This window comes from Cystobacter fuscus (genome assembly GCF_044360685.1).
Lineage (GTDB): Bacteria > Myxococcota > Myxococcia > Myxococcales > Myxococcaceae > Cystobacter > Cystobacter fuscus_C.
On the sequence record NZ_CP043491.1, the window covers coordinates 5,311,671 to 5,325,846 of the forward strand.

Sequence of the window (14,176 nt, forward strand, 5' to 3'; positions counted from 1 at the left end):
CTCAATCGGGGATGGCGGCCAGGAGCATGCCGTCCCAGGTGGGAGGCAAGGGGTGACATGCCGCCAGCAGGGTCAGCGCGGTACCGGCGGCGCCTTCGAGCAGGGTCCCATCCATCCCCCCGCCCAGCTCGTCCTCCTCCTCATCCTCGTCCCCCTCCCCATCGGTCTTCGGATACCAGGAGAGATAGCCCGCCAGGCCCTCCCCGGGACGCCTCATCTCCAGCGTCTGGGCGAACCACGCGGTGGCCGCCTCCTTGAACACGGGCTCTCGGGAGGATTGGTAGAGCCGGTTGTAGAGATGCCCGAGGCCAGCGGAGCCATGGCAGATGGCCGCATCCCGCACCCCCGCCTGCGCCATCGGACGCCGCGCGGCCTCGCGAGCGATCTCCAGCGCCACCCGCTCGAGCTCTCCGTCCGACAGCGCTCGGGCGGCAATCCGCAGGCAGACGACGGCGCCAGGGTCTCCGTAACACCAGGCGGAGCGAGCGGGCTCGACGGGAGTGCCCGGCGCGACACACCAGGGGAAGCGAGCCCCCGGGCTGTCGGGCAACACGTTCGCCAGGAGCCAGCGTGCCCCTCCCATGGCGAGCTCGCGTGCCTTCCGCTCGGAGACTCCCGCCCGGGCGATCAGCCCCAGCAGGGCCACCACCGCGGGCACCCCGTGCGCAACGCCGAGGTTGAAGTGCCCCTCGCGATAGACAGCCGCCTGCTCCTTCGGCAGATGCCGTACCGGAGTCCACCACGACAGCCCCGGCCCGGCGGGGGTGGAGCGCTCCGCCAGGCGGGCCACGATCTCCTCGAGACACCGGACCGCCACCGGACGGGGCATCCGCTCGAGTGCATAGACGCCCAGGCCCACCAGCCCTGAGATCAGATCGTAGTCCGCGTTCCACGGATGCTGGGAGACCAGACCCAGCAGCACCTCATCGATCTCCTCGAGGCCCTCGACCGAGGTGATTCCCATCGCCCCGAGTCTCGAGATGGACCAGGCGATCCCCGAGAATCCGGCATACAGCCACGGCGGGAGCGGTATCTCCTCGAGCGCCGACGCGGCCTCCAGGAGGAATTGCTCCGCGTAGGCCCGGTGGCCCTGCTGGGGCTGTGCCCGGTCCAGCTCGGCGAACAGAAAGGCCAGTCCCGCCAGACCTCCCGAGAGCGTCGGCCCCTCCACCCCCTGCCGCTCCCGGAGCACCCCCGCGATCTCCTCCACGGTCCGCAGCGCACGCTCTCGCAGAGAGCCCTCGAGCAGCGTCGTCCATCCCGTCATGAAGGCCCACCTCCGCGCCACCAGACAACGTCATCTGCTCCGGCCTCCAATCCAATACAACCTTTTCCCCACGCGGGCGATGCGGCGACAGGGCTGGTGTTGATCCACTTCGCGACACCCCCAGCGCCCGGGACCGCACACGGTTTCCCTCCCGACACGCGGGTGCACTCCGGGACGAGCGTGAAACCTCCCCGCATAGGCTGTCCATGCCTGCCTTCCCTATCCATCTTCGGGGTGGACATCCCCAGATGGCAGAGCACGATCAGATATTCCGGAAAGAGGCGCTCGACTATCAGGCGGGAGCCCAGGGGCAGGGAACCGTCCTGCGGCTGTCTCCCTCGTGGACACGTTGGGCCTTCTGGCTCCTGCTGGCGGTGGTCGGCTTCTATGTCGCGTTTGGAATATTTGGATGGATCTCCCAATACGCGAGCGGTCCGGCGGTGGTGCGGATGCAGGGACGGCTGGAGGTGACGGCACTCTCGGCGGGGCGGGTCACCTCGGTGGAGGTGCAGCCAGGACAGCGTGTGAAGGAAGGGCAGATCCTGGCGCGCTTCTTCGCCGGGCCGGAGCAGGCCAGCCTGGAGCGCTACGAGCACGAGTTCGAACTGCTCCTGCTGCAACGGATGAGAGACCTCACGAACGAGGCGGCGGACCAGGCCCTGACCTCGCTGCGCGCGGAGATGGAACTGGCGAAGTTCCAGCTCGAGCAGCGGCTGGTGCGGGCGCCCCAGGCGGGAGTGGTGAGCGACGTGCGGATCCGGCGCGGCCAACACCTCTCCGAGGGGGAGGTGGTGGTCGCGCTGGTGCAGGAGGACTCGCCCATTGAAGTCATCGCGATGCTTCCCGGCGGCTCCCGCCCGCTGCTCGCCAAGGGAGGAAGGATGCGCCTGGAATTGGAGGGGTTCCAATATCAATACCAGGAGTTGCTCATCGACCAGGTCGGGGATGGGCTGGTGGGACCGGAAGAGGTACGCCGGTACCTGGGCCCGGAGCTGGCGGACAGTCTGACGGTCAACGGGGCCGTGGTGCTGGTGCGAGCCCACGTCCCCTCCCGGTTCTTCGAGGCGGATGGCAAGCAGCTCGCCTACTTCGACGGAATGCAGGGCACGGTCGATGCGCGGGTGAAGTCGGAGCGCATCATCCTGACCCTCATCCCCGGTTTGAAGACCCTGTTCCACTGACACACCATGATCAGCCCGCTCCATTCCCTGCTGGAACGATTCCCGGAGTTGCGCCGGCTGGGTCTGCCCGCGCGCCGCAAGCGGATTCCCCACATCCAGCAGATGGATGCCAGTGATTGTGGCGCGGCCTGTCTGGGCATGGTGCTCTCGTACCATGGCAAGGTGGTGCGCCTGGACGACATCCGCCAGGTACTCGGCGTGGACCGGGACGGTGCGACCGCGCTGGCCCTCCTCGAGACCGCCCGCTGGTATGGGCTGCGTGGCCGCGGGATCACCCTGGAGGTGGAGGATCTCGACTACCTCCCGGCGGGCTCCATCCTCCACTGGGAATTCCGCCACTTCGTGGTCTTCGAGCGCCTGGGCAAGGGCTGGGTCGACGTGGTGGATCCAGAGATGGGCCGGCGGCGGGTGCCGCTCGAGCAGTTCCGCCGGTCGTTCACCGGCGTGGCCCTGCTGCTGGAGCCTGGCGACACCTTCGTGAAGGAGAAGGGCCAGAAGCTCCCGCTCCGGCGTTACCTGGAGCAGCTCCTGATTCAATCGGGGATGATGCCCCGCATCCTCCTCATCTCCCTGCTGGTGCAGCTCTTCGCCCTGGGGCTGCCGGTGCTCACCGGAGCCATCACGGACAGGGTGGTGCCCCGCGGCGACTACCACCTGCTGCTCGTGCTGAGCGTGGCGATGGGCTCGCTGATCTTCTTCCAGTTCCTGGCGTCGATGGTGCGCGCCTATCTGTTGCTGCACCTGCGCACCGAGCTGGATGCGCGCATGACGCTGGGCTTCGTGGAGCACCTGGTGGAGCTGCCGTACGTGTTCTTCCAGCGCAGGGCGGTGGGCGATCTCATGAATCGCCTCGGCAGCAACACCACCATCCGCGAGATGCTGACCTCGGGGGTGCTCTCGGGCCTGCTGGATGGCTCCATGGTGCTCCTGTTCCTGGGGGTGTTGTTCCTCATGAACCTGCCCCTGGCGATGCTGGTGCTGGGACTCTCGGCGCTCCAGGTGGGCGTGTTCGCCTGGAGCTGGCGGCGGCAGTCGGAGTTGATGGCCCGCAGCCTGGAGGCGTCGGCGAAGACCGAGGCCTATGAGGTGGAGTTCCTCACCGGCATGGAGACCTTGAAGGCGATGGGGGGCGAGCACCGGGCGGTGGATCGTTGGTCGGGGATGTTCGTGGATGTGCTCAACATCTCGCTCCAGCGTGGACGGCTCGAAGCCCTGGTCGAGTCGCTGCTGAGCACCCTGCAACTGGGAGCGCCCCTCGTCACCCTGTGCTTCGGCGCCTGGCAGGTACTCCGGGGAGTGCTCAGCCTGGGCAGCATGCTGGCGCTCAACGCGGTGGCGGTGGGCTTCCTCGGGCCGCTCGGGAACATGGTTTCCACGATGATGCAGTTGCAGCTCCTGGGCAGCTATCTCGAGCGAATCCATGACGTGATGGATGCACCTCCCGAGCAACCGGTGGGCAAGGCACGCCGGGCGCACAAGCTCACGGGACACATCTCCCTGGAGAAGGTCTCGTTCAGCTACGGCCCCCACGCGCCCCTGGTGGTACGAGACGTGTCGGTGGAAATCCAACCCGGGCAGCGCGTGGCCATCGTGGGCCGCTCGGGGGCGGGCAAGTCCACCCTCGCCAACCTGCTGCTGGGCATGTACCAACCCAGCGCGGGACGCATCTTGTACGACGGGATGGACCTGTCGGAGCTGGACCTGCGCTCGGTCCGCCAGCAGTTGGGAATCGTCCTGCAGAACCCGGCCCTGTTCAGCGCGAGCATCCGCTCCAACATCACCCTGGCGGACCCCACCCTTCCCCTGGAAGCCGTGGTGGAGGCGGCCAGACTGGCGCAGATCCACGAGGAGGTGCTCGCCATGCCCATGGGCTACGAAAGCCTGCTGCTGGATCGCGGTACCTCACTCTCCGGCGGGCAGCGGCAGCGGCTCGCGCTCGCCCGGGCGCTCGTCCGCAAGCCCGCCATTCTGCTGCTGGACGAGGCCACCAGCGCTTTGGATGCCATTACCGAAAGCAAGGTCCACCAGGCTCTGGCAACCCTCGAGTGCACACGCATCGTGATTGCCCATCGGTTGAGTACTATCACTGGCGCGGATCTGATCCTCACCCTGGAGGATGGCGCCCTGGTGGAGGCGGGGACGCACCAGCAATTGCTCGCCCGCGGAGGAATCTATGCCACGCTGGTGGCGGCCCAGCTGGGTTGAACACCCCCACGGCCAGAGCCTCGCTCGCGCGGAAGAATTCCCAAACGCCAGGAATTGAGTTCGGGTACACCGCACTGCCGGCGGGGAGCCGCACTGCGCCTCTACACGCAGGCGGAACGGCACCGGCAGGCGATGGTTCAACCGCTAGTCACGGCACCTGTGGTAGCGCCGCGAGTAGCGGTGGCAGCCGCGGTGGCCGCGGTAGGAGTACCTGTCTCTGTCGTGGTCCCTATCGCGGTCCCGATCGCTGCCACCAGCGACCTGATCCAGGTTCTCATCCGAGAGATTCCGGATGGTCTCCCTGTTCAGGCTGAGCCTCTTCGGGTTCGTCTCGATCATGACCTGTTCCTCCCCATGATGCCGCCGAAATTGGCGGCACTTCTGATTTAGTACCCAGGGACAAGGCACACCACTGAGGGTCAACCGAGGAGGGCTTGTCCGAAGGGAGACCCGGGATGGGAGAGAGGAGGGGGAAGGGGTGCCGCGAGGAGAAGCGAGGAGTGAAGCGGGGCAAGCGCAAACGGGTGAGGAGCCGACGCCCTGGGGACAGCCCGAACACAAGCCTGGAGAAACTTGTTGTCCAAGAAGGAGCGTGGAGGAGCCAGACCCCGCGGCTCCTCGGCAGGTTCCACAAAGAGAGGCGTGACAGCATTCCGTTCTTCACCTGCCGAGGAGGGCTCGGCCGGCCGCCTCGTTTCGCCGGCCACTTGCGCTTTCATCCGCTCCTGGAGTCCCCCCCACTGTGACTCATTCGGCTGAGCGCCTCCGCGCGTTCAGGTAGTCCTGGTGCCAGGCCTTGGGCAGGCGGGCCAGCACGTCCACCGGCTCGTTCGCGGGACGCTCCAGTTCTTCCTGCATGGCCATATCCCCCACGAGGAAGCCGCCCGCGAACATCGTCCGGCCTGGCGCGTCCACTCCCGCCAATTCCTCGGCGGTCCCCAGCTTCAGGTTGAACACGCGCTTGCCCTTCACCGGCACGCGCTTCACCTCGGTGAGCGAGGCCACGCCCTTGTCCGTGCGGACCTGATCCCTCACCTTCAAATCCCTCGCCGCCACCACCTGGCCCCTCGCGGTGATGACCGGGTGCATCTCGGTGAGTGTCACCTGGTGGCCGAGGCTGTCACGCAGGTGCACGAAGGGAGCGAGCTCATTGCCGCGAGCCACGTCGGTCACCGTCAACGCCGCACGGCCGGCTCCAGCGAGGACCTTGTCCCCCAGCTTCACCTGTTCCACCGGCACCACTCGGCCTCCGTCCAGCTGGATCCGGGTGCCCTCGGCCATGCAGCTATTGCGGAAGAAGAGCCGCTGGGTGGTCAACGCGCGCCCGTCGATCGCCTGGGACTTGTAGAACGGCTCCAGGTAGTCGATGCCCTCCGCGCTGGTGCATCGGGCCTTTCCCTGGATGGTGATGGTGAAGGTGGTGGCTCTGTTGAGGACCTTGTTGGCCCCACAGTCCTCGGGGTTGTTCTGGTTGATGCTGTACGAGGTGTCGGCGAGATGATTGAACGTCGCCGCGTAGCTTCCCACGGGAAGCAGTTGCTTGAAGTCCACCGCGTTGGAGCAGACCACGCCCGTGTCGGTGTGGAGCCTGAGCCGGCCGTAGGTGTAGCTGTCCACCTTGCATCGCAAGTAGTTGCGAGCCCCTGCCTTGATCTCCGTGCGGACCGGGATGTAGAGCCGCCGGCTGTTGAACGGCGCGGAGAACTCCCAGTAATCGGCGGGGTTGAGCACGCCCGGGGCGTCGGTCCTCGACGCCGCGACTCCGGTCGGCGTCGGGGGATAGGCCATCAGCACGCCATTGGAGTAGCCGGCCACCGCGTAGTCGCAGTCCGAGCCGCCACGGAGCTGACACAGGACGATGTCGGACGTGCTGTTCGGGACGTTCTCGCGCGGATGGAGGAGCGTGAATCCTCCCTCTTCCCGCAGGGCGACGGAGGTACGGACCACGGTGTAGGTGGAGACGTCCCGGCCCGTCACGTCATCGACAGCCAGGGCGATGGACTCCAGCCGGAGCAGGCGTCCATCCGCCACGTTCACCGTGGCCGCGGTGCCCACGTCGATGAAGTTGGTTCCACCGCCGTACTCCTCGCCCGCGTTGGACGCGACCAGCCTGCTCTGGGTCTCCGCCTGATTGGTTTCATAGGCGACGATGTCCGCGTAGACGTAGGTGGCCCCTCCCTGGCAGCTCACGTGGACATACGGTTCATAGCGCATGGACTTGCCATCAGCGATGGGCACCGGAGGCCTCACGATCAGGTAGTGGTCGCACCAGATCGACTGTTCGGCCAGCACCGTGGCCGCGGGTTTCTCCTTCCCGCGGGAGTGGGCTCGCCGCCTCAATTTGGCCAGCTTGTTGAAAAGCTCGGGCGAGTTCCATTCAGTCTTGCCCGCCGCATGGAGCCGATTGAGCACGAAGTCGTATTGCGTGTCATCCGCCAGGTCGAGTTCGACGCTGAGCCGGTCGCCGCTCGCGCGCGATCTGGCATCATACAGCGCGCTCATCTGCCGGGATTGCTCGGTCAGCACCTGGTGCGACACGCTCGTGGAAAGCGGCCGTGGCGGCGTACTCCATCCGGCACCCAACAACGCCAGACCCGACAACTGAAGGGCACGGATGAAACACTTCCACGGTGACAAGGTTTTCTCGAGTCCCATTGGGTGCTCCCTTGCATGGATACCGCGCCAGGCGCGATGTCTTGATAGGGATTGCAGAAAAAAATGGAAAAGGAAATGCACTGCCGGTATGGCCATACCTCAGGGCAATGGGGTATAGGCTTTCCGTCGAACCTCATTCCCAGCCCTCATTCTTTTGATAAAACAACCAGCACGGGTGCAGGGGTCACCGGGACATGCGCTCGGCTCGCTGGCCGCTGACGGGGGAGGCCTCTTGCGCCCCCGCCTGGTCGCGGACGTTCCTCCCCTCCGGACGCTCGCCCGCCCGCCAGGGCTCCGAGGGTCCGCCGGGAGGGCAGGGGGACCGGAAGGACCCGGGAAGCCCGCTGCGAGGCGCTGCGAGGTGTCGAAGGGGTCGCATGCGGCGGGGCGGACGTGTAGAGAGGAAAACCATGCGAGTCGTCGTTGCCATGAGTGGAGGAGTGGACTCCTCGGCCGCCGCCGCCCTGCTCCAGGAGCAGGGGCACGAAGTCATCGGGATCACCCTCCGGGTCTGGTCCTACGAGGGCAAGGCCCAGTGCGGGAGCTGTTGCAGCCCGGATGACATCGACGATGCCCGCGCCGTGGCGCAGAAGCTCGGCATCCCGTTCTACGTCGCCGACGCCGAGGAGCTCTTCAAGGACCGGGTCATCAACCCCTTCGTCCAGTCCTACCTCGGGGGGCGCACGCCCATCCCCTGCGTGGCGTGCAACCGTGACGTGAAGTTCAACTTCCTGCTCAAGCGCGCCCGCGCCCTGGGCGCCCGGCTCGCCACCGGGCACTACGCCCGCGTCGAGCAGGAGGGTGGCCGCTACGTGCTGCGCCGGGCCGTGGACGCGGCCAAGGACCAGAGCTACTTCCTGTTCACGCTCGGGCAGGCGGAGCTGGCCGACATCCTCTTTCCCGTGGGCGGCATGACGAAGGCCGAGGTGCGCGCCGTCGCCGAGCGCCACGGGCTGCCCACCAGCCACAAGCCCGAGAGCATGGAGATCTGCTTCGTGCCGGATGGGGACTACGCCGGCTTCGTGGAGAAGGTGGCCGGGCCCCAGCCCGCGGGGGAAATCGTCGACACGGCGGGACAGGTGCTCGGCACGCACGCGGGGGTGCACCGCTTCACGGTGGGGCAGCGCCGGGGGCTCAACCTCGGGGGAGGGGAGGCACGCTACGTCCAGCGCATCGAGCCCGAGTCCAACCGCGTCGTGGTGGGCCCCGCGGACGAGACCGCGCGCGGCTCTTTTGGACTTTTGCAGCCGCATTGGGTGGATGGGCCGCCCCCGCCGGAGCGCTCCGTCATGGTCCGCATCCGCCACCGCCACCCGGGCGCGGCGGGCCGCGTGGAGGTGTCCCCCCATGGGCTCGTGTCCATCCGGCTCGACACTCCCGCGCGGGCCGTGACTCCCGGCCAGGCCGCGGTCGTCTACGAGGGGGATCGGATGCTGGGCGGTGGGTGGATCGTCTAGGCTCGCCCTGAATTTGACCGGCAGGTAGGTGGGGCGTACCTTCCGCCGCACCTCGACGCTACAGGCCGCGACACTCGTGTGGCCGGGCCGGGGCTCCGCTACAATCGAGGACCGCTACGCCATGCGCGATGCCCATCGGATGAAGGAGAAGTTCGACGTCTCGCTCGACAACCGGCAGGTCGTGAGCCTGTTGATCGCCGGGATCATCGTGCTGGGAGCCGTGTTCGTGCTCGGCGTCGTGGTGGGCAAGCAGCTCGCCGGCAACGCCCAGTCCGCCGCCGCCCCGGATCTCCTGTCGGCGCTCGATGCCAATGCCCAGGCGCTCCAGCAGGCGCGCGAGGCCGAGTCGCCGCTCACCTTCCAGGACGAGCTGACGCGCAAGAGCAGCCCGGACGCCGCGCCCTCCAAGCCCGGCACCGTCACGGTCGCCATTCCTCCGCCGGCCCCCAAGCCCAAGCCCGTGGAGCCCCCGCCCGCCGACGTGGCCGAGCCCACCGAGGACAACCCCCCCGCGCCCAGCCCCACCGACGACGACTACGCGCCCACTGGCACCGCCAAGGCCCCGGAGCCCAAGCCGGCGGAGAGCAAGGTGGCCGACAACAAGCCCGCGTCCAAGCCGGCCGAGCCCAAGGTGGCCGAGCCCAAGCCCGCGCCCAAGCCGGCGGAGAGCAAGGTGGCCGACAACAAGCCCGTCACCACGCCCGGCAAGGTGGAGTCCGCGCCCGTGGCGACCCGGACCACTCCGGCCGCCGGGGGGATGAAGGAGGCCATCGCCCGCGCCGCCCAGCGCCCCACCGAGGCCGTTCCGGGTGGAGCCTTCACCCTGCAGCTGTCCGCCTTCCAGAGCCGTCCGGAGGCCGATCGCTTCGCGGCGAAGCTGCGCGACCGCGGCTACGCGCCCTTCATCGTCCCCGCCGAGGTCCCCGGCAAGGGCACGTGGTACCGCGTCCGCATGGGCAGCTTCCCCTCCAAGGACGCCGCGTCGCGCTACCTCACGGACTTCAAGCGCGAGACCCAGCTGCAGGCCTTCGTGGCCGCCGCGAACTAGCCTCCCGCCGTCATGCACCTGCTCGACAACGTCATCCAACCGTATGCGTGGGGCTCGCGAACGGCCCTCGCCGAGCTGCTCGGACAGCCCGCGCCTTCCGCCACCACCCAGGCCGAGCTGTGGATGGGCGCCCACCCCGGAGGCCCCTCGCGGGTGGGCCGGGAGGGGGCTTCCCGCACGTTGCTCGAGCTCATCCGCTCCGCGCCGGAGCGCGAGCTGGGCGAGGCGGTGACGCGCCGCTTCGGCGCCGAGCTGCCCTTCCTCTTCAAGGTGCTCGCGGCCGAGACGCCCCTGTCCCTGCAGACGCACCCGAGCCTCGCGCAGGCGCGTGAGGGCTTCGCGCGGGAGAACGCCCAGGGCATCCCCCTGAGCGCGCCCCACCGCAACTACAAGGACGCCAACCACAAGCCCGAGCTCACCTGCGCCCTGACGCCCTTCGAGGCCCTGTGTGGCTTCCGCCGCGTGGACGAGACGCTCGCGCTCTTCGACGCGCTCGGGGTGGCGGCGCTGGAGCCGCTGCTCGCTCCCCTGCGGGCCTCGCCCGATGCGCGCGGCGTCTCGCGCATGTTCGAGGCGCTGATGACGTTCCCGTCCGAGCGGCGCGCCTCGCTCGTGGCCGGGGTGGTCGACGCTTGCGCGGCGGGCCTGGCGCGGCCCGGCCCCTTCCACGCGGAATGGCGCCAGGCGGTGCGGCTCGGCTCGCTCTACCCGGGAGACCCCGGCGTCGTGGCCGCGCTGATGCTCAACCTCGTGCGGTTGCGACCCGGCGAGGCCATCTACCTGCCCGCGGGCAACCTCCACGCCTACCTCGGCGGGGTGGCCGTGGAGCTCATGGCCAACTCGGACAACGTGCTGCGCGGCGGCTGTACGCCCAAGCACGTGGATGTGCCGGAGCTGCTGCGCGTGCTGGACTTCCGGTGTGGCCCCGTCGACGTGCTCGTCGCGCGGCCCCACGAGGAGGGGGAGGCCGTCTACCCGACTCCCTCCGAGGAGTTCCGCCTCTCGCGCTTCCAGTTGCGGCCGGGTGCCGTCTCGCGTCCGGCGCGCCGGGGGCCGGAGATCCTCCTGTGCGCCGAGGGCTCGGCCCGCCTGAGTCTCCCGGGCGAGACGCTCGCGTTGCCCCGGGGTGCCTCGGTGTTCGTGAGCGCGGCGGATGGCGCCTACTCGCTCGAGGGCGAGGGGCTCGTGTTCCGCGCCACCGCCGGGCTCTGACACCGGGGCTTCGGCGTCGGGCCCACAACCACAAAGACCTACCGAGAGTCAAGCGCTCATCCCTCGGAAATTCGGAGGGATTCACGACAGAAGCGCCGAAAACAGCGCTACAAGGGCCATGTCACTCCATATATTTTCACGTATCGCCATGGCCCGAAAGAAGATCAGCACGACCATCTACATCACGCCGGAGCAGAACGAGATGCTCAAGGCGTTGAACCAGAAGACGAAGGTTCCCGTGGCCGAGTACATCCGGCAGGGGATCGATCTCGTGCTGGAGAAGTACAAGGCGCAACTGCCGGGCCAGGCGACCTTCGACGAACTGGGGACGCGGTCATGAGTGGGGCGCGGAGCATGAAGGGACAGCGGGTGGTGGTGCTGGGGGGCGCGGGCTTCCTGGGCTCTCACCTGTGCGAGCGGCTGCTGGACGATGGGGCGGCGCGCGTGGTGTCGGTGGACAACTGCCTCACGGGCACCGAGCGCAACGTGGCCCACCTCAAGGGGCGCGCGGGCTTCGAGTCGATGCGCCAGGACATCACCGAGGGCCTGTCGGTGGAGGGCCCGGTGGACTACGTCTTCAACCTGGCCTCGCCCGCCTCGCCCATCGACTACGCGAAGCTGCCGCTGGAGACGATGCGCGTGGGCTCGGTGGGCACGGAGAACGGGCTGAAGCTCGCCGAGGCCAGGGGCGCGGTGTTCCTCCAGGCCTCCACCTCGGAGATCTACGGGGATCCGCTCGTGCACCCCCAGCGCGAGGACTACTGGGGCAATGTGAACTCCATCGGTCCGCGCTCCTGCTACGACGAGGCCAAGCGCTACGGCGAGGCGCTCACCATGGTGTACGCGCGCTCGCGTGGGGTGAAGACGCGCATTGTCCGCATCTTCAATACCTATGGCCCCCGTATGCGGCTCAACGACGGGCGCGTGGTGCCGGCGTTCGTGGGCCAGGCGCTGCGGGGCGAGGACTTCACCGTCTTTGGCGACGGCACCCAGACGCGCTCCTTCTGTTACGTGAAGGACCTCATCGACGGCCTGGTGCGGCTGGCGCTCTCGGACGTCACCGAGCCGGTGAACATTGGCAACCCGCGGGAGATGACGATGCGGGAGTTCGCCGAGGCGGTGCGCAAGGCGGCGGGTGGGGGAGGGAAGATCATCCACCTGCCGCTGCCCAAGGACGATCCCAAGCAGCGCCGGCCGGACATCACCCGGGCGCGGGAGTGGCTCGGGTGGGAGCCCCGCGTCGGTCTGGAAGAAGGTCTGCGGGAGACCATCTCCTGGTTCAGGACGGTTGCCGCTCAGGGGTCGGGCTCCTAACTTCGCCGCACGTTTCGCGACGTTTTCGAACGCCACCCCTGGGGGTGGCAGGAGCCTCAGAGTGAAAGTCCTGGTGACGGGTGGAGCGGGCTTCATCGGCTCGCACGTGTGTGACGCGTTCGTCCGTGCGGGCCATGAGGTCATCGCCCTGGACAACCTGTCGAGCGGCAAGAAGGAGAACCTGGATCCGCGCGTGCGGCTGGAGGTGGCGGACATCCGCAGCCCCGAGGCCGCGCAGCTGGTGCGCTCCGAGCGACCGCAGATCCTCTGCCACCTGGCGGCGCAGATGGACGTGCGCCGCAGCGTGGAGGATCCCCGCTTCGACGCGGACGCCAACATCCTCGGCTTCCTCAACCTGCTGGAGGCCGCGCGCGTCTCGGGCGTGCAGAAGGTGGTGTTCAGCTCGACGGGTGGCGCCATCTACGGCGAGCAGGACGTCTTCCCGGCGCCCGAGTCCCATGCCACCCGGCCGATTTCTCCCTACGGCGTGTCCAAGGCCGCGGGGGAGCTGTACCTCAACTATTACAAGGCCCAGTACGGGCTGAAGTACGTGGCGCTGCGCTACGCCAACGTGTACGGCCCGCGGCAGAATCCGCACGGCGAGGCCGGCGTGGTGTCCATCTTCAGCACGCGGCTGCTCGCCGGCCAGGACTGCACCATCTACGGCGAGGGCAAGCAGACGCGCGACTTCGTCTACGTGGAGGACGTGGCGCGCGCCAACCTGCTCGCGGCGGAGAAGGACTACTCGGGCCCCATCAACATCGGCACCGGCGTGGAGACGGACATCAACCGCCTCTTCAGCCTGCTGGCCCAGGCGGCCGGCTCCCCCAAGGCCGCGGGCCACGCCCCGGGCCGGCCCGGCGAGCAGATGCGCTCGTGTGTGGACAACCGGCTGGCCCGGGAGGTGCTCGGCTGGCAGCCCACGGTGGATCTGGCCGAGGGCACCCGGCGCACCGTGGCCTTCTTCCGCGAGAAGGCCGGGCGCTGAGCTTCCCCGGCGTCCTGAGGAGTCCACACCGCCGGACTCTTGTGGGCAACGGGGCTACGTCCCTATGACGCTCTTTCCGCCGCTTGTCGGCTGAAAGGGCTTTCCCGTGCTCAAGAAGATCCTCCTGGGTCTGGCTGTCGTCATCGTCGCGCTGTTCGGCGTCATCGCCACGCGTCCGTCCACCTACACCGTCCAGCGCTCCGCGACGTTCAAGGCGCCGCCGGACATCGCCTTCGCGCTGGTGAATGACTTCCACCAGTGGGGCGGGTGGTTGCCGTGGGGCGCGCTGGACCCGAGCCAGAAGACGACGTTCGAGGGCTCGCCCATGGGCGTGGGAGCGCGCTACGGCTGGTCCGGCAATGATCAGGTGGGGGAGGGCCGGATGCTCATCGAGGAGAGCAAGCCGAACGAGCTCGTGCGCATCCAGTTGGAGTTCATCCGCCCCTTCGCGTCCACCAGCCTCACCACCTTCACGTTCAAGCCGGCGGCCGAGGGCGTCGAGGTGACGTGGGGGATGAGCGGTGAGGACAACTTCATGGGCAAGGCCTTCTCGCTCGTCGTCGACCGGGACGCCATGCTCGGCAAGGACTTCGACAAGGGGCTCGCGGCCATGAAGACGCTGGCGGAGGCCGAGGCCCAGAAGCGCGCCGAGGCGGAGGCGGCGAAGCTGGCGGCCGAGAAGGCGGCGGCCCCGGTCGAGGCTCCGCCGGCCGCCGAGGGTGGGCAGGCCGTCGCGGCTCCCACGCCGTGAGTCGAGCCCCTCCCAGGGCGGGTAGCCCCTGGGGAGCCAGTCCTTCCGGGAGGTTGTGCGGGGAGGGTGGGAGCCTGGGGGCCTTCTCGGGTCCTGGG

Annotated in this window: 12 protein-coding genes; 9 read left to right on the forward strand and 3 right to left on the reverse strand. The window is 68.4% G+C overall.

The features are described 5' to 3' along the window. Position 1: 1 nt before the first annotated feature. Positions 2–1,267, reverse strand: a complete 1,266-nt coding sequence (locus F0U63_RS21725) for a lanthionine synthetase C family protein (RefSeq protein ID WP_395847822.1) — start codon at positions 1,265–1,267, stop codon at positions 2–4. A gap of 248 nt (positions 1,268–1,515) precedes the next feature. Here F0U63_RS21725 and F0U63_RS21730 point away from each other — a divergent pair, with 248 nt between their 5' ends. Both F0U63_RS21730 and F0U63_RS21735 read left to right on the forward strand, forming a co-directional pair. Then, positions 1,516–2,448 carry an efflux RND transporter periplasmic adaptor subunit gene (locus F0U63_RS21730; RefSeq protein ID WP_395847823.1) on the forward strand — a complete coding sequence of 311 codons (933 nt, stop codon included), beginning with the start codon at positions 1,516–1,518 and terminating at the stop codon, positions 2,446–2,448. Between the two features lie 6 nt (positions 2,449–2,454). After that, complete coding sequence (locus tag F0U63_RS21735) at positions 2,455–4,653, forward strand: peptidase domain-containing ABC transporter (protein WP_395847824.1); 2,199 nt, start codon at positions 2,455–2,457, stop codon at positions 4,651–4,653. A 144-nt stretch (positions 4,654–4,797) separates the two neighbouring features. Here the strand turns inward: F0U63_RS21735 and F0U63_RS21740 are convergent, their stop codons facing one another. After that, positions 4,798–4,992 (reverse strand): class I lanthipeptide, encoded by a 195-nt coding sequence (locus F0U63_RS21740; RefSeq protein WP_395847825.1) that lies wholly within the window; start codon positions 4,990–4,992, stop codon positions 4,798–4,800. 408 nt (positions 4,993–5,400) lie between these two features. Next, positions 5,401–7,308 (reverse strand): Hint domain-containing protein, encoded by a 1,908-nt coding sequence (locus F0U63_RS21745; protein WP_395847826.1) that lies wholly within the window; start codon positions 7,306–7,308, stop codon positions 5,401–5,403. A gap of 410 nt (positions 7,309–7,718) precedes the next feature. On the opposite strand from F0U63_RS21745, the gene mnmA reads away from it, so the two are divergent. The 7 genes from mnmA (at position 7,719) to F0U63_RS21780 (ending at position 14,078) form a co-directional block, all read left to right on the forward strand. Continuing rightward, positions 7,719–8,765 carry a tRNA 2-thiouridine(34) synthase MnmA gene (gene mnmA, locus F0U63_RS21750; protein WP_095987143.1) on the forward strand — a complete coding sequence of 349 codons (1,047 nt, stop codon included), beginning with the start codon at positions 7,719–7,721 and terminating at the stop codon, positions 8,763–8,765. A 121-nt stretch (positions 8,766–8,886) separates the two neighbouring features. Then, entirely contained in the window at positions 8,887–9,813 is a 927-nt protein-coding gene (locus tag F0U63_RS21755; RefSeq protein ID WP_395847827.1) for an SPOR domain-containing protein, read from the forward strand. 12 nt (positions 9,814–9,825) lie between these two features. Continuing rightward, positions 9,826–11,025 carry a mannose-6-phosphate isomerase, class I gene (gene manA, locus F0U63_RS21760; RefSeq protein WP_395847828.1) on the forward strand — a complete coding sequence of 400 codons (1,200 nt, stop codon included), beginning with the start codon at positions 9,826–9,828 and terminating at the stop codon, positions 11,023–11,025. 148 nt (positions 11,026–11,173) lie between these two features. Next, positions 11,174–11,365, forward strand: a complete 192-nt coding sequence (locus tag F0U63_RS21765; protein WP_002629869.1) for a ribbon-helix-helix domain-containing protein — start codon at positions 11,174–11,176, stop codon at positions 11,363–11,365. Positions 11,366–11,379: 14 nt separating this feature from the next. Next, positions 11,380–12,339 (forward strand): UDP-glucuronic acid decarboxylase family protein, encoded by a 960-nt coding sequence (locus F0U63_RS21770; protein WP_395848402.1) that lies wholly within the window; start codon positions 11,380–11,382, stop codon positions 12,337–12,339. A 61-nt stretch (positions 12,340–12,400) separates the two neighbouring features. Continuing rightward, positions 12,401–13,327: an SDR family oxidoreductase gene (locus F0U63_RS21775; protein ID WP_395847829.1), complete on the forward strand. Its 927-nt coding sequence runs from the start codon at positions 12,401–12,403 to the stop codon at positions 13,325–13,327. A gap of 106 nt (positions 13,328–13,433) precedes the next feature. Further along, positions 13,434–14,078 (forward strand): SRPBCC family protein, encoded by a 645-nt coding sequence (locus F0U63_RS21780; protein WP_395847830.1) that lies wholly within the window; start codon positions 13,434–13,436, stop codon positions 14,076–14,078. Positions 14,079–14,176: the final 98 nt, after the last annotated feature.